Origin of the sequence: Streptomyces sp. NPDC047002 (assembly GCF_040704505.1) — a bacterium.
Classification (GTDB): Bacteria; Actinomycetota; Actinomycetes; order Streptomycetales; family Streptomycetaceae; genus Streptomyces.
The window spans coordinates 154,834-170,235 of the sequence record NZ_JBEYWC010000002.1 but is presented as its reverse complement, the minus strand read 5'-3'; the positions used below and the strand labels follow the sequence as shown (position 1 = coordinate 170,235).

The window sequence follows — 15,402 nt, the reverse complement described above, 5'->3', positions numbered from 1 at the left end:
GATCGTCGCAGCGCCCCCTTGGCGTCCGCTTGACGCGGCGTCTGCCACCAGGCCGGAAGCCGCCGCCGGGCGGGGCACAGGCGCGGCCGGGACACAGCGGGACGTCCAGTGTTCGCCAAGCGGGCGGAGGCAGTGTGGGCGCAGCCCCCGCCTCCCGAAGGAGCACACCGTGACCTCTCAAGCCCCCGCCGAGCTCGCCTCAGGGCTCGTCGCAGCGGACCGTGCCGCGCTCATCCACCCCACGCTACCGGCCCACAGGACCGACCGCACGGTGCTCGTCTCCGGCTCCGGCAGCCGTGTCGTCGACGCGGCGGGCCGCAGCTATCTGGACGCCTCCGCCGTGCTCGGCGTGTGCCAGGTGGGCCACGGGCGCACCGAGCTCGCACGGGCCGCCGCCGACCAGATGACCCGCCTCGAGTACTTCCACACCTGGGGGACGATCACCAACGACCGTGCAATCGAACTGGCCTCGCGGCTCACGAAGTTGAGCCCCGAGGGGCTGAGCCAGGTCTACTTCACCAGCGGCGGCGCCGAGGGCAACGAGATAGCCCTGCGCATGGCGCGCCTCTACCACCACCGCCGCGGCGACACGGGGCGCACCTGGGTGCTGTCGCGCCGTATGGCCTACCACGGCATCGGCTACGGCAGCGGCGGCGTCTCCGGATCCCCGGTCTACCACGAGGGGTTCGGGCCCTCGCTGCCCGACGTGCACTTCCTGACCCCGCCGCACCCGTACCGCAGGGACCTGTTCGACGGCGCGGACGTCACCGACTTCTGCCTCGCGGAGCTGCGCGAGACCATCGAGCGGATCGGACCCGAGCGGATCGCGGCGATGATCGGCGAGCCGGTCATGGGCGGCGGCGGCGCGGTCGTCCCGCCGGCCGACTACTGGCCGCGCACGGCCGAACTCCTGCGCTCCTACGGCATCCTGCTGATCTCGGACGAGGTGGTCTCGGCCTACGGGCGCACCGGACACTGGTTCGCAGCCGACCACTACGGGGTGACGCCCGACATCATGGTCACTGCCAAGGGCCTCACCTCCGGGTACCTGCCGCACGGCGCCGTGCTGACGACCGAGGAGATCGCCTCCCGGGTGACCGGCGAGTCCGGCTTCCCCATGGGCTACACGTACACGGGGCACCCCACGGCGTGCGCGGTGGCCCTGGCCAACCTCGACATCCTCGAACGCGAGGGGCTGCTGGCGAACGCCGCGCTGATCGCGGACCATCTCGGTCGCAGGATGGCCGAGTTGACGGACCTGCCGGTCGTGGGCGAGGTACGCGGCCTCGGCCTGCAGATGGCCGTCGAGCTCACCTCGGACAAGGAGGCGCGCACGGCCCTGCCCGGCGGCACCGGGGAGGTGTCGGACGCCCTGCGGGAGCAGGCCGGCATCATCCTGCGCACCAATCCGTACGCCCTGGTGATCAATCCGCCGCTGATCTTCACCCGGGAGGAGGCGGACGAACTCGTCGAGGGGCTAAGGTCGGTGCTCAGCCGCACGGACCCCCAGGGCCACGTGCGCTGACGGCCCGTACAGCCGCGCGGACCCCGGTCCACCTGCGCTGAGGGCCGCGCGCCCAGCGCCCCGTCCAACGGTTTGCAAGCCTTGTTCAAGCCGCCGGAGCAGACTTCCGGACGAGGCAGTACCGGCCAGGCCGGCCGAACCCCCCGTTCTGCATCGACCATCGGAGAGCGCCATGCCCCAGCGTCCGAAACTCCTGCTCGTCGGTCAGTTGTCGACCCTGCCGTGGGTCTTCGAAGCGGCCGAGCGCGCGGGCATCGACCTGATCCTCGCCCCCAGGGGCGACGACACCCCCGAGGCGGCAGCGCGGGCCGCCGCGGTGGTCGAGGTGCTCCCGCTGGACGTGGACGGCGACCAGGAGGCCGCCCTGGCCGCGGTCGCCGAGCGCTACCGGCGCGAGCCGTTCGGCGGGATCATGGCGGGCAACGAGAAGGTCGTGCCCTTCGTGGCCAGGGCGGCGCGTGAGCTGGGCCTCACGGGGATCTCCGAGCAGGCGGCGGCCGTGGTGCGCGACAAGCGCAGCATGCGCCGCCTCCTGCGGGAGGCGGGGCTCGGCGCGCCCGGCTTCACGGTGCTCGAAGGGCCCGACGACTGGACGGAGGCGCTGACCCTGCGCTTCCCCGTCGTCGTGAAACCGGCGAGCGGCTTCTCCAGCCTCGGAGTGATCCGCGTCGACGACAAGGACGGCCTCCAGGAGGCCGTCGCCCGCACCTGGGAGCTGGTCGAGACCCATCTGCGGGGTGCGGGGCCGGCCGCAGGGGAGGGCGGCGTACTGGTCGAGGAGTACCTCGACGGCCCCGAGATCTCCGCCGAGTCCCTGGTCCACCACGGCACGGTCCGTGTCTGCGCCGTCAGTTGGAAGGGCGAGCTCACGGGCCCCTACTTCGAGGAGACCACCCTGCGGGCCCCGGCCCAGCTGCCGGCCGAGGTGCTCGCCGCGGTCGAGGCCGAAGTCGTCGCGGCGCACCATGCCTTCGGGCTCACCGAGGGCACCACCCACACCGAGCTGCGGCTGGTCGGCGGGGTGCGGCCGGTGCTCCTCGAGATGGGCGCGCGCATCGGGGGCGGCGGCTTCATGCACCACCTCGTCGACGTCGGCGGCGGCATCGACCTGGCCGCCGAGGCGCTCCGCGTCCACCTCGGCCTCGAACCGCTGTGCTGGAGCGAGGAACCGGTGCCCGCCGGGCACGCGGCCGCCTATCTCGTACCGGTCGGCACCGGCGGCCGGATCAGCGCCGTACGCGGCCTCGACGCGGTGCGCGAGGACCCGCGGGTGGACCTCGTCGTGCAGACCGTGGGCCCGGGTGCGGTGCTGCGCCCCTACCCGGACTGGTCGGGCTACCCGGCGATCGTGCTGTCCCGGCACACGTCCGACGCGGAGGCCGCCGCCTTCCGCGACCACCTCGCGAGCACGCTGCACGTCGTGTACGAGGAGGAGAGGAGTTGAGCACGCGCCACGGCGCGGCGCACCGTGGCGCACGACGCCTCGCGGATCCCCTGCGGACCACCGTGAGCGGCCTCCCCCGCCCGTTCTGGTGGCTGTGGACGGGGATGCTGATCACCTCGGCCGGCGGGTTCGTCCTGCCGTTCCTGGCGATCTACCTGACCGGGCAGCGGGGCTACTCGGCGTCCTTCACCGGCCTGACGCTCGCCGTGTTCGGCGTCGGCAGCGGCATCGCCTCGCTGCTCGGCGGGGTGCTCGCCGACCGCCTCGGCCGCCGCACGGTCCTGCTGGCCAGTGAGGCCCTGGCCGTCACCGGCATGGTGGTGCTCGGCACCGCGCGCTCCGAGGCCCTGGTGCTTGTGGGCACGCTGGTGGTGGGGGTGGGGCTGAACGCCACGCGCCCGGCCCGCGCCGCCGCCGTCGCCGACCTGGTGGACGAGGCGGACAGGCCGCGCGCGTACTCGCTGCTGTACTGGGCCACGAACCTGGGGTTCTCCGTGGCCGCCGTGACGGCGGGCTCCGCGGCCGAGCACGGCTTCGTCATCCTCTTCGTCGTCAACGCGCTGGCCAACCTGGCGGCGGGGGCCGTGGTCTACCGGTGGGTGCCGGAGACCAGGCCGGCCCCAGCGGCCCGGGGCGCGGCCCCGGACGGCGGGAAGGCGGTGCGGCCCGCCGTGGCCGTCCACCGGGACCGGCCGTTCCTCGTCCTGCTCGGCTCGGTGCTGCTGCTCGGCGTGCTGTTCCAGCAGCCGCTGGTCGCGCTGCCCCTGACCATGACGTCCGACCATCTCTCGCCGGCCGACTACGGCCTGGCCATGATGATGAACGGCCTGGTCATCGCCGTACTCCAACTGCCGCTCACCCGCCTGGCCGGGCGCCTGCGGCCCGAGGCGGCCCTCGCCGCCGCCACCGCGGTGACCGGGCTCGGGCTCGGTCTGACCGCTCTCGTCCACTCCCTGCCCGGGTACGCGACGACGGTGGTGATCTGGAGCCTGGGCGAGATCGTGGTGTGGCCGACGTGCATGGCGCTCGTCGCCGCCCTGTCGCCGCCCCACGCCCACGGCACCTACCAGGGCTGGTTCCTGTCCGTGTGGAGCGCGGCCGTGGCCCTCGCGCCGCTGCTCAGCGGGCAGTTGATCGAGGCGTTCGACACGGCGGTCGTGTGGGCGATGTGCCTGGTGCTCGCACTGGCCGCGGCCTGCGCGCACCTGCTGCTCGTACGGCTGCGCCGGCCTGCGCCCGCCGCCGTGCCCGCGCCCGAGGGCACCGACACGGCGGCGCTGTGAGCGGGCGGGGAGCACCCGCGCCGGCGTCCGCGGCCCGCGTCCCCCGGCCGTCCCGCCCCGCCGGGCCCCGGCGTGTCCGCGCCCTCCCGGGAGGCGCGAGACCGGCCGGGCGCTGAGGCCGCCGCGGCGCGCATCGGCGGCCGACAGGACAGGACCGCACCACCGCGCCGGGCCCGCGCCCCTCGCGGGAGCGGCCCCGCGACACGGCAGGTAACCCGCTTTTTCTCGACTTTTCTGAGCTTTCCTCAGGTTTTTGCAGTTTGCCTTGTCTTTTCCTGTCTTTTACCGGCGCCATCGGCCTTTCGCGACTCGGTCGGCCTTTCACGGCCAAAGCATCAGCCCGTGCCGACAGACGAGGAATGCGACATCGACCTCCACATCGACACGGAAGCTGACGAAAAAGCAGGACGATACCCGACCGGCCGCGGCCGGATTCAGGAGAGGTAGTGGACGGGGACGGCGACGGAACTCCACTGCCGCATATTCACCGCAGAGGACGCGGGGCGATCCCCCTCGTCGGCTCTACGCAGAGAGGTGGCTGAAGACAGGCGTCGCAGGTCGTCGGACACACTTGAACCGAGGAACAGATGCATCAGAGCCGTAGCTGCGCAGCGGAAGACGACATGACCGCTTCTCACCTCCGATTCGAGATTCTCGGACCCCTGAGCCTCAGCGCGGACGGGAAGTACATCGAGCTCGGCCCGCCCAGGCAACGGGCCCTGCTCGCCGTCCTGCTGACACACGTCGGACGCGTGGTCCCCCTGTCCTCCATCATCCGGGCGATCTGGGGCCAGAACCCCCCGCGCCAGGTCACGGGCACGCTCCAGGCGTACGTGTCCCGCCTCAGGAAGGTGCTCGGGCGCCACGACCGCTGCGTGCGGCTCGCGCACCACCCCCACGGGTACCAGCTGGACGCCGACGCGCGACTCGTCGACGCCGTGATATTCGAGGCGAAGGTCAAGGACAGCCGGATACTGCTCAAATCCGGCGACACGGAAGGCGCGCGCACCGTCGCGTGGTCGGCCCTCGACCTGTGGAAGGGGCAGCCGCTCGGTGAACTCTGCGACTACGAATTCGCGGTGACGGAGGCGGACCGCCTCGAACAGATCAGGCTGCGCGCGCTGGATCTGTGGGCCCAGGCGTCGCTGCGCCTCGGCGCGTACGAGGAAGTCACCGTCCAGCTCTCCGAGGAACTCCGCAGGAATCCCGGGCTCGAAAGACTCGGCGGCCAGCTGATGAGGGCCCAGTACCACTCCGGCCAGCCGGCCGAGGCCCTCCTGACGTACGAGCGGATGCGCAGCGCGGTCGCCGAGGAGCTCGGGGTCGACCTGAGCCGTGAACTGAAGGTCCTGCACGGGGAGATACTCCGCCAGGAGCTCCAGGTGTCCCCGGACAGCGGCCCGCCGTCCGAGGCCGAGCGCCGCGGGCCCGGCGCCGACGAGGTGTACCCGCAGGTGCCGTTGGCCGCCGTGCCGCCGAGGGCCGCCCCGGCGCCCGCGCCCACACCCGACGTACCCACGCCCGCGCCCGCGCCCGCACCCGACGTACCCGCGCCCGCGCCCGCACCCGACGTACCCGCGCCCGCGCCCGCACCCGACGTACCCGCGCCCGCGCCCGACCGCTCGCGCGTCGACCGCCCCGAGGCGCTCGCGCGCCTGCGCGACCTGCTGGGCGAGACCAGCCGCGAGGGCGGTCACCTGCTGTTCGTCCTCGGCGAGCAGGGCATCGGCAAGACGCGGCTGCTGCGGGAGGTGGCCCGCACCGCGGGCCCCGAGGTGCATGTCGTCTCCGCCTCGTGCAGCGCCGTCCCCTCGTCGCCCGCCTACTGGGTCTGGGAGCAGACCGTCCAACAGCTGCCGGTGGAGGAGGAGTCGGCCGCACCCGTCGACCTCGCGGCGGAGGACGGCTGGACGCCCGCCGAGCACTTCGACCGCCAGATGCGGGTGTGCCGGGCGATCCTCTCCGCCGCGCGGCGCGGCCCCCTGGTGTGCCTGCTCGAAGACCTGCACTTCGCCGACCCGCGCGCGCTGGACCTGCTGCACCTGCTGACCCGGCAGATCGCCAGGACGCGGGTGCTGATCGTCGCGTCCCTGCGGGACCACGAACTGCTCAGGGACCGGGAGTTGCGCCGCGCGGTCGGACGCATCCTCCAGGAGAGCAACGTCGACACGCTCCAGCTCCAGGGGCTGACCGAGGCGCAGAGCGGCCGGCTGATCGCCGCGGTCGGCGGGACCGCGCCCGCGCAGGACGAGGTGCGGCGCCTGCACCTGGCCACCGGCGGGAACCCGTTCCTGCTGCGCAGCCTGATCACGGCGGGGACGCTCGCCGATCCGGCGCGGCGGCGCCCCCTGCCCTTCGAGGTGCGCGAGGTGCTGCACGAGCGGCTGAGCGGCTGCACCCGCGAGGCGTACGACGCACTCACCCTCTGCGCGGTGATCGGCCCGCGCGTCGGACGCCACCTGCTGGGCGAGGTGCTCGCCGCGCGCGGGCTGCCGACGAGCCTCGTCGACGACGTCCTGGCCACCGGGCTCCTTCGCCACGAGGCGGCCGACGAGGACCTGCTCCACTTCCCCCACGGGCTGGTACGGGACTTCCTGCTCGAAAGGACCACGCCCACCGCCCGCGCGCGCTGGCACCAGGACGTCTCGCGGGCCCTGGCCGGGCAGTACCAGACGGGGGACGACACCGCGGAGCTCCGCCGCCACTGCCGCGAGGCGGCCCAGACCCTCGGCGCGGCCGAGGGCACGGGCCCGCTGCTCGACCTGGCCGACCAGGCCCAGGAGCGCTTCTTCCACGGCGACGCCATGCGCCTCCTCGAAGACATCGCGTCCGTCCTGACCGCACTGCCGGCGGACGACGGGGCGCTCCTGGTCGAACTGCGCCTGCGAAAACGGATGATGTGGCTCGGCGGCGTGCTGGAGGGTTACGGGTCGCGGCGGGTGGCGGGCGCCTTCGGGCGGGCCAGGCACCTGGAGCACGTACTCGACAACACACAGCCCACGGAGCTGCTCCACACCCAGGCGATCGTCACCCTCGCGGAGGGCCGGTACGCCACCGCGGCGGAGACCGCGGGGCTCCTGCACGAGCTCGCCGAGCACGGCGGCGGCCGGCGCGCCAGGTCGGCGGCGTGCTACGCGGAGGGCGTCACGCTCCACGTGGCGGGCCGCCTGGAGGAGTCCCTCGCGGCGCTCACCGGCGGAGTCAAGATCATCGACCGGCTCATGGACGCGCCCGACGGAGAGTCACGGCCCGGCTCGCTCCTGCACGACCAGCGGATCGACTTCCGCGCCTACCTGGCGCTCACCCACTGGCTCAGCGGCCACCGGGAACAGGCCCTGCACCACCGCGCGGACCTCCTGCGGCTGACCAAGTCCCACCGCTACGACCGCCCTTGGGACCGCGCCTTCGCCCGCTACGTGGACGCTTTGCTCGCCACCCTGCAAGGGGACGCCGAGGGCGCCTGGAAGGCCGGCAGGGCGGGCGTCGACCTGGCCGAGCGGTGCCAACTCACCTACTGGCACCGCATGCTGGCCGTCCCGCTCGGCTGGGCCGAGGTCCGCCAGGGCATGCACCAGGCCGGGCTCGCCCGCATACGCACCGCGCTGCGCGAGGCGTCCCAGCACCGCGCGCTCCTGCGCCGCACCCTGCACCTGGGACTGCTCGCGGACGCCGCACGCCACGCAGGCGACCCCGACCAGACCCACCGGGCGATCACCCGCGCGTCCCGGGAGATCGAGGAACGCGGCGAATACGTCTACCGCCGCCCCGAATGGCCCTTCGCCGACCTCCTCCCCCACACCCCACCCGCCCCGTGCCCCTGACCCCGCGCCCCCAAGCCGCCCCGCCGCACCGCGGGCTCCCGGGCTCAGCGCAGTGCGGTGACGAGCTGCCCCGGCCCGGGAGGGGGCTGGATGTCCGGCCGCACGAAGCCCTCGGCGCTGTCCGAGGGCCTTCGCGTTTCCCGGCCCCACCTGCGGACCGCCGATCGGACGTGGCCGCGAACAGGCCGCAGGGGCGGGCACAGGCCCGCTCACGGTGGCATACGGCTGCGCACACAAGAAGACCCCGGCCTCAGCGTCTCCGCTGGTGACGGGGTCTTTGGGCACTTCATGTGAAGTGCCCCCGGCAGGATTCGAACCTGCGCACACGGCTCCGGAGGCCGTTGCTCTATCCCCTGAGCTACGGGGGCGCTGCCGCCCCTCGGGGCGACGACAGGAACCTTACCAGCTTCCGGGGGGTCGTCGTGAACAGGGATTTCGAGGTCAGGCGGAGGTGCGGCCCGGGCGCTTCTTCGGGGGGCGCTTGCGGGCCGGCGGGCGGTCCTTGAGGTGGGTGACGTCGGCGTCCTGGTCGCCCGAGGCCTCCTGGGCGGCGCGGACGCTGTTCTCCAGCGCGGCCATGAGGTCGATGACCTTGCCGCCGTCGTCGCCCGAGCGCGCCGGGGCCGGCGGGGCCGCGCCCTCCGCCTTCGCGGTGACGAGTTCCTCGACGGCCTCCCGGTAGTCGTCGTGGAGGGAGTCGAGGTCGATGGGGCCGAGGGTGTTCATCAGGGCGTCGGCCAGGTCGAGTTCGGCGTCGCGCACCGTCACGCCCTTCTCGGGGGCGACGGTGTCGGCCGCGCGGATGTCCTCGGGCCACAGGAGGCCGTGCATGGCGATCACGTCGTCGACGACGCGCAGCATGCCGAGCCGCTCACGGCCGCGGAGCGCGAACTTGGCGACGGCGGCCTTCTCGCTCCGCTTCAGGGCCTCGCGCAGCAGGGTGTACGGCTTGGCGGCGGGGGCGCCGTTCGCCTGGAGGTAGTACGCCGTCTCCATCTGGAGCGGGTCGATCGCGTCGGCCGCGACGAACGCGACGATCTCGATCGTCTTCGTCGTCGGCAGCGGCAGTGCGGCGAGGTCCTCGTCGGTGATCGGTACGAGGTTGCCGTCGGCGTCCTCGTACGCCCTGCCGATCTCCGCGGTGGTGACCTCCTCGTCGTCCACCTCGCACACCTTGCGGTAGCGGATGCGGCCGCCGTCCTCGCGGTGGATCTGGCGGAAGGAGACCGCGTGGTTCTCGGTCGCGTTCATCAGCTTGATCGGGATGCCGACCAGTCCGAAGGAGATGGTGCCGTTCCATATCGAGCGCACAGTTCATCCCTTTCGATCTGCGATGACCTTCACACGGCTTTCGCGTGGGAACATCATTTTATGACGCCTATCACCGAGGTGGAGGGGCAACGGCTCACGCTCAGCAACCTGGACAAGGTGCTGTACCCCGCCACCGGCACCACCAAGGGCGAGCTGCTGCACCACTACGCCCGTACCGCGGCGCCCCTGCTCGCCCATCTGGCGGGGCGCCCGGTGTCCTTCCTGCGCTATCCGGACGGCGCGGAGGGCGAGGCGTTCTTCACGAAGAACCCCCCGCCGGGTACGCCGGACTGGGTGAGCGTGGTCGACGTGCCCAGGTCGGCGCGGCGGGGCGGGGACCGGGGGCGGCAGGTCGTCGTGGACGGTCTTGCGGCGCTGATGTGGGCGGCGAACCTGGTGGTGGAGTTCCATACGCCGCAGTGGCCCGCGGGGTCTCCTGCGGTGGCCGACCGGCTGGTCTTCGACCTCGATCCGGGCGAGCCCGCCACGGTCGTGGACTGCGCCGGGGTCGCGCTCTGGCTGCGGGAGCGCCTCGCGGCGGACGGGCTCGACGGGTACGCCAAGACCTCGGGCGCGAAGGGGCTGCACCTGCTGGTCGCGGTCGCGCCGACGCCGTCCGCCGAGGTCTCCGCGTACGCGAAGCGGCTCGCGCGGGAGGCGGAGGCGGCGCTGCCCGAGCTGGTCGTCCACCGGATGCGGCGCGACCTGCGGCCGGGGAAGGTGTTCGTGGACCACAGCCAGAACAGCGCGGCGAAGACCACGGCTACGCCGTACACGGTGCGCGCGCGGCCGGAGCCGACGGTGTCCGCGCCGGTCACCTGGGACGAGGTCGCCGCGTGCGCTGCGGGCCGCGATCCGCTGCGGTTCCTGGCCTCGGACATGCCGGGGCGGCTCGATGCGTACGGGGACCTGATGGCGCCGCTGTTCGAGGGCGGCGGCCGGGTGCCGCCCGGCCAGGGCACACCGCCGGGTTAGGGCCTGTCCGACAATCCCCGTCGCCGCGCGGCCGGGGCGCGCCCCCGCCCCATGGGTCCCTCGGGCAGCCACGCGGCGCGAGCGCCCCTCACGCCCGCGCCCAGGTCCCCCGGTTGCGCGCCGTCGCGTAGACCGCCTCCACGTCGGCCGGTTTCAGTACGCCTCCGAGCCGGGCGAGCGCGCCCAGGGCACCGTCCGTGAGGACCCGTACGTCGAGGGCGCCGGCGGCGGACGGCAGCGCCTCGACGCCGGACGCGCCGGGCACGGCGAGCGCGGGCGCGACCGCCGTGGCGAGGGCGAGCGAGGCGCGCTCGGCGGCCCGCCGAGCCCAGCGCAGGTGGGGCGCGGGCCGGTCGCGGCCGACGCGGACCATCGGGTCGGCGATCCGCACGCGCCGCCTGCGGCCCGGCAGCGTCCGTACGGCCAGCACGCCCGCAGGGCCGATCGCCAGGTGGTCGATGGTGGCGGCGCCCGGCAGCGGCACGGCGTGCAGCACCCGCCAGCCCGCGCCCTCCAGCGCGTCCAGCGCCTCGCCGACCAGGCGCTGCGCCGCCAGGGCGTCCCGCCGTGCGTCGCGGTGCAGCAGGCGTACGGGCGCGGACGCGGGGTCGGCGTCGAGCGCCGCGTACAGCGCCTCGCCGGGGCGGTTCGGTGCGAGGTCGTCGTCGGGGTGGAGGGAGAGCCGGTCGAGCTCGGCGGGGGTCGGCACGGGCGGCGGCCCCACGGTCACCTCGCCCGCGACGTAGGGCGCGAGCGCCGCCAGCACGTCCTCCTCGCGGTCGGCCCTGACGAGGCTGATCCGGCCGGACTCCCGGTCGAACCAGGCGACGCCGGTGCCGTCGGGAAGCGTGACGTAGAGCCGCTCGCGGCCGTGGTGCCGCGCCGGCGTGACACGGAGACGTGGCATCGCACATCACCCCCCGACCATGGGACCAGCAGCCGGGGCGCCCGTGCAACCAGAAGGGTGAAGCCTCCGGGCGGCCGGGGTCTCGATCGGCCACCGCCTCCCGGGCCCTCGGCGCCCCGCACGCCTGCCCGCCCGCCCCGACTGCCCCCCCCTGTGGCCCGCTCGGCGCCCGCCGCATGCGCTGCGTGATGTTTTGCGGACTCTCCGTGGTGAAACTAGGGTGAATCGGGCGAGCCGGATGCGGATTCCCCGGCTCCCCACCCCTCAGGTCACCAGGAGTAACGATGCCCCTGCGTTCCCTCGGCCTCCGCGCCACCACCCTCGCCGCCGCCACGCTCGCCGCAGCGGCACTCGCCGCCGTCCCCGCGGTCGCCGACCAGCCGCCCGCCGACCCCGCGGCCCAGAGCCAGCAGGCCGACCGGGCCCCGCAGACCCCCCAGGACCAGCAGGCCCAGCAGGCCACCCAGAACCAGCAGGCCCAGCAGCCCCCCGAGGACCAGCAGGCCACGCAGAACCAGACCGCCCAGCAGGGCCGGTACAAGGGCCGCGTCGTCGCCAGGGGCGGGCTCTACCTCCGCGACAAGCCCACCCGCGGCAGCCGCGTCGTCGGCCTCGCCAAGTACGGCACCGTCGTGCACATCTTCTGCAAGACCCGCGGCGACAGCGTCGACGGCAACAACCGCTGGTACCTCCTGACGGACGGCACCTGGGCCTGGGGCTCCGCACGCTACATCGACAACATCGGGGCCGTGCCGCGCTGGTGCTGACCCCTCGGCTGCGGTGCCGGCGCGGGCGGCGGTACGCGACCGGCACCGACATGCCTCACGTCGTTACATAAACAGACATAAAGTATGTCTGCTTGCTACGTTGCGTGCCATGTCCGCACCGACGCAGCCCGCTCCCTCCACGCCCCGCGCCCCCACCGGCCGGGGCGTCGAGCTGCTGCTCCTCGTCTGCGCAGTCCTCATCTCGGTGTTCGGGTACGCGGCGGTCGGCCTCGGCAGGGACGGGGCCGTACCGCCCGACGTCTCCGGCTACGCCCTCGGGCTGGGCGTGCTCTCGCTGGCCGCGCATCTCGCGGTGCGCCTGCGGGCCCGCCACGGCGACCCGCTGCTGCTGCCCATCGCCGTGCTGCTCAACGGCCTCGGGCTCGTCCTGATCCACCGCCTCGACCTGGAGACGCCTGACGAGCAGGCGGCGCCCGCCCAGCTGGTCTGGTCGGCGCTCGGCATCGCGCTGTTCGTGGTGGTCGTGCTCGCGCTGCGCGACCACCGCGTGCTCCAGCGATACGCCTATGTCTCCGTGGTGGGGGCGCTTGCGCTGATGGCGGTGCCGATCCTCTTCCCCGCCGTCAACGGCGCCAAGATCTGGATCAGGATCGGCGGCCTGTCCATCCAGCCGGGCGAGTTCGCGAAGGTGCTGCTTGCGCTGTTCTTCGCCGCGTACCTCGCCGCGAACCACCGCGCGCTCGCCTCAACCGGCCGCAGGCTCCTCGGCGTCCAGCTGCCGAGCGGCCGAATGCTCGGCCCCCTGGTGACGGTGTGGCTGCTGAGCGTCGTGCTGCTGGTGCTGGAGCGGGACCTCGGTACGTCGCTGCTGTTCTTCGGGGTCTTCGTGATCCTGCTGTACGTGGCGACCGGGCGTACGGGGTGGATCGCGGTCGGCCTGGGGCTCGCGGGGCTCGGCGCGTACGCCGTGGGCTCGCTCGAACCGCACGTCCACAGCCGGGTGGAGGACTGGCTGCACCCGTTCGCCTCGATCGACGCGGGGATCGGGCCCGGCCAACTGGCCCAGTCGCTGTTCGCGTTCGCCGCGGGCGGCATCACCGGCACGGGCCTCGGGCTCGGCCACTCCACGCTCATCGGCTTCGCGGCCAAGTCCGACTTCATCCTCGCCACGGCGGGCGAGGAGCTCGGCCTGCTCGGGCTCACCGCGATCTTCCTGCTGTACGGGCTGATCGTGGCGCGCGGGATCGGCACGGCGCTCGTGCTGCGCGATCCGTTCGGGCGGCTGCTCGCGATGGGGCTCGCGGCGCTGCTCGCGCTCCAGGTCTTCGTGATCGCCGGTGGGGTGACGGGACTGATCCCGCTGACCGGCATGGCCATGCCGTTCCTCGCGCAGGGCGGCTCGTCGGTCGTCACGAACTGGGTGATCGTGGCGCTGCTGCTGCGGATCAGCGACGCGGCGCGGCGCCCGTATCCGGCGGCGGAGGGCGCGCCCGCACCGGCCGACGACGATCCGCCGCCCCGGACCCCGCTGCTGCGCCTGACCCGCGTGGACGCTGACGGCGTACGGCCGGACGCGGCACAGGCGCGGGACGCGGCGCACGCGCGGGACGCGGCGCACGCGACGGAGACGGCGGATACACCGGAGCCGGCGGACGCGCCGGACGTGCGGAAGGCCGGGACGGCACGGGAGACCGGGACGGTACGGGCCGCGGGCACCGCACGGGAGGCCGAGGCCGAGGTGCGGCACGACGCACACGGCGGGCCTGACACACGCGACGCACGCGACCGACTCGACGGACGCGGTGGACGCGGCAGGCGCAGCGCACGCGGCAGACGCGGCCCGCACGAGAGCCGGGGGGCGCGCGGCCGCCGCAGCGGCGAGGCCGATCCGGCGCCGGAGGGCGGCAGGTGAGCCGCCAGATCCGGCACACCGCCGTCTTCTGCCTGCTGCTCCTCGTGGCCCTGTTCGCGAACGCGGTACGGGTGCAGGGCGTGCAGGCAGGCCGGTTGGACGGGCACCCCGGCAACGTACGGCCGAGCGTGCAGCGGTTCGGGGCGCCCCGCGGCGACATCCTGGTCGGGGGCGGCCCCGTCACGGGATCGCGTGACACCCGGCAGCGGCTGCGCTACGAACGCACGTACACGCAGGGCCCGTTGTACGCGCCGGTCACCGGCTTCGCATCGCAGACGTACGGTTCGACGGGCCTTGAGGACGCGGAGGACGGCGTGCTCTCCGGCAGCGACCCGCGCCTCGGCACGCTGCTCGGCGGCAGCGGCCCGCACGGGCTCGGCCGGGGCGGCCGCGTGGTGACCACGCTCGACGCGTCGGCGCAGCGCGCCGCGTACGCGGGGCTCGCGGGGCGGCGGGGCGCCGTGGTGGCCGTCGAGCCGACGAGCGGGCGCATCCTCGCGCTGGTCAGCAGCCCCTCGTACGACCCGGGTGAGCTGTCGGGCACGGGCGAGAGGGTGCGGGAGGCGTGGACGCGGCTCAACGGCGCCGACACGCAGCCCATGCTCGACAGGGCGCTGCGGGGCACCTATCCGCCGGGGTCGACTTTCAAGATCGTGACGGCTGCCGCGGCCCTTGAGTCCGGTGTGGTGGAGGATCCGGGCGCACCGACCGGCATCCCCTCCCCGTACCGGCTGCCGGGGACCAGGACGAGCCTGCCCAACGAGGCGGACGGCTGCGACGACGCCTCGCTGGAGTACGCGATCACCTGGTCCTGCAACACGGTGATGGCGGGGCTCGGGGTGAAGGTGGGGCTCGCGGGGATGCTGGACACGGTGGAGCGGTTCGGCTTCAACGACGCGTCGCTGCGCGTGCCCTCACCGGTCGCCAGATCGACGTTCGACCGGCACATGGGCGACGACCAGCTGGCGCTCTCGTCGATCGGGCAGTTCGACACGACGGCGACGCCGCTCCAGATGGCGATGGTGTCGGCGGCGGTGGCAGACGGCGGGGTGCTGCGCTATCCGCGCCTGGTGGACCGTACGACGACGGCCGACGGGCGCCTCGTCGCGCACGAGCCCGACCGGACGTACGCGCGCGTGATGAGCCCGGCGACCGCGGCCGAGCTGCGCCGGATGATGGTCGACGTGGTGCGCTCGGGCACGGGCGGCCGGGCGGCGCTCGCGGGTGCGACGGTGGGCGGCAAGACGGGCACGGCGCAGCACGGCGTCGCCAACAAGGGTCTCCCGTATGCCTGGTTCATCGCCTGGGCGCAGGCCAAGCACGCGGCGTGGCCCGGGGTGGCGGTCGCCGTCGTCGTGGAGGACGCGGAGGCTGACCGCACCGACATCACGGGCGGCGGTGTCGCGGCGCCGATCGCCAGGTCCGTGATGCGGGCGGCGCTCGCGGACGGGGGCGGCGGCGCGGCGGGCAGGTAGGAGATCCCGCGCCGCGGCGGC

Annotated in this window: 8 protein-coding genes, 1 tRNA gene and 2 pseudogenes; 8 read left to right on the top strand and 3 right to left on the bottom strand. The window is 73.9% G+C overall.

All coding sequences use genetic code 11. The features are described from left to right. Nucleotides 1–169: 169 nt before the first annotated feature. The 4 genes from AB0910_RS03750 (at nucleotide 170) to AB0910_RS03735 (ending at nucleotide 8,073) form a co-directional block, all read left to right on the top strand. Nucleotides 170–1,525, top strand: coding sequence for an aspartate aminotransferase family protein (locus tag AB0910_RS03750; protein ID WP_366742866.1), 1,356 nt, complete (start codon nucleotides 170–172; stop codon nucleotides 1,523–1,525). A gap of 172 nt (nucleotides 1,526–1,697) precedes the next feature. Continuing rightward, a complete protein-coding gene (locus tag AB0910_RS03745) occupies nucleotides 1,698–2,969 on the top strand; it encodes an ATP-grasp domain-containing protein (RefSeq protein ID WP_366742865.1) in 1,272 nt (423 codons plus the stop codon). Between the two features lie 62 nt (nucleotides 2,970–3,031). Further along, complete coding sequence (locus AB0910_RS03740) at nucleotides 3,032–4,252, top strand: MFS transporter (protein WP_366742864.1); 1,221 nt, start codon at nucleotides 3,032–3,034, stop codon at nucleotides 4,250–4,252. A gap of 623 nt (nucleotides 4,253–4,875) precedes the next feature. Next, the gene (locus AB0910_RS03735; RefSeq protein ID WP_366742863.1) at nucleotides 4,876–8,073 is read left to right on the top strand and encodes a BTAD domain-containing putative transcriptional regulator; all 3,198 of its coding nucleotides are present in this window, start codon (nucleotides 4,876–4,878) and stop codon (nucleotides 8,071–8,073) included. A 296-nt stretch (nucleotides 8,074–8,369) separates the two neighbouring features. Here AB0910_RS03735 and AB0910_RS03730 read toward each other — a convergent pair. Continuing rightward, a tRNA-Arg gene (locus AB0910_RS03730) sits at nucleotides 8,370–8,441 on the bottom strand. 136 nt (nucleotides 8,442–8,577) lie between these two features. Next, nucleotides 8,578–9,384, bottom strand: a pseudogene (locus AB0910_RS03725) (Ku protein); the annotation flags it as partial. A gap of 60 nt (nucleotides 9,385–9,444) precedes the next feature. On the opposite strand from AB0910_RS03725, the gene ligD reads away from it, so the two are divergent. Further along, complete coding sequence (gene ligD / locus AB0910_RS03720; protein ID WP_366742862.1) at nucleotides 9,445–10,359, top strand: non-homologous end-joining DNA ligase; 915 nt, start codon at nucleotides 9,445–9,447, stop codon at nucleotides 10,357–10,359. A gap of 88 nt (nucleotides 10,360–10,447) precedes the next feature. Here ligD and AB0910_RS03715 read toward each other — a convergent pair whose 3' ends face one another. Beyond that, the gene (locus AB0910_RS03715) at nucleotides 10,448–11,266 is read right to left on the bottom strand and encodes a nuclease-related domain-containing protein (RefSeq protein ID WP_366742861.1); all 819 of its coding nucleotides are present in this window, start codon (nucleotides 11,264–11,266) and stop codon (nucleotides 10,448–10,450) included. A gap of 284 nt (nucleotides 11,267–11,550) precedes the next feature. Between AB0910_RS03715 and AB0910_RS03710 the strand changes: the two genes are divergently transcribed. The 3 genes and pseudogenes from AB0910_RS03710 to AB0910_RS03700 all read left to right on the top strand — a co-directional run bounded on the left by AB0910_RS03710 (nucleotide 11,551) and on the right by AB0910_RS03700 (nucleotide 15,381). Next, nucleotides 11,551–12,033 (top strand): SH3 domain-containing protein, encoded by a 483-nt coding sequence (locus AB0910_RS03710; RefSeq protein WP_366742860.1) that lies wholly within the window; start codon nucleotides 11,551–11,553, stop codon nucleotides 12,031–12,033. A 109-nt stretch (nucleotides 12,034–12,142) separates the two neighbouring features. Further along, nucleotides 12,143–13,468 (top strand): annotated as a pseudogene (locus AB0910_RS03705) (FtsW/RodA/SpoVE family cell cycle protein); the annotation flags it as partial. 434 nt (nucleotides 13,469–13,902) lie between these two features. Continuing rightward, nucleotides 13,903–15,381, top strand: a complete 1,479-nt coding sequence (locus AB0910_RS03700) for a penicillin-binding transpeptidase domain-containing protein (RefSeq protein WP_366742859.1) — start codon at nucleotides 13,903–13,905, stop codon at nucleotides 15,379–15,381. Nucleotides 15,382–15,402: the final 21 nt, after the last annotated feature.

Bases quoted from the DNA above. Each gene is read 5' to 3' on its own strand.
- AB0910_RS03745 (WP_366742865.1), top strand. From the start codon at position 1,698: ATGCCCCAGCGTCCGAAACTCCTGCTCGTCGGTCAGTTGTCGACCCTG.
- AB0910_RS03710 (WP_366742860.1), top strand. From the start codon at position 11,551: ATGCCCCTGCGTTCCCTCGGCCTCCGCGCCACCACCCTCGCCGCCGCC.
- AB0910_RS03735 (WP_366742863.1), top strand. From the start codon at position 4,876: ATGACCGCTTCTCACCTCCGATTCGAGATTCTCGGACCCCTGAGCCTC.
- ligD (WP_366742862.1), top strand. From the start codon at position 9,445: ATGACGCCTATCACCGAGGTGGAGGGGCAACGGCTCACGCTCAGCAAC.
- AB0910_RS03715 (WP_366742861.1), bottom strand. From the start codon at position 11,266: ATGCCACGTCTCCGTGTCACGCCGGCGCGGCACCACGGCCGCGAGCGG.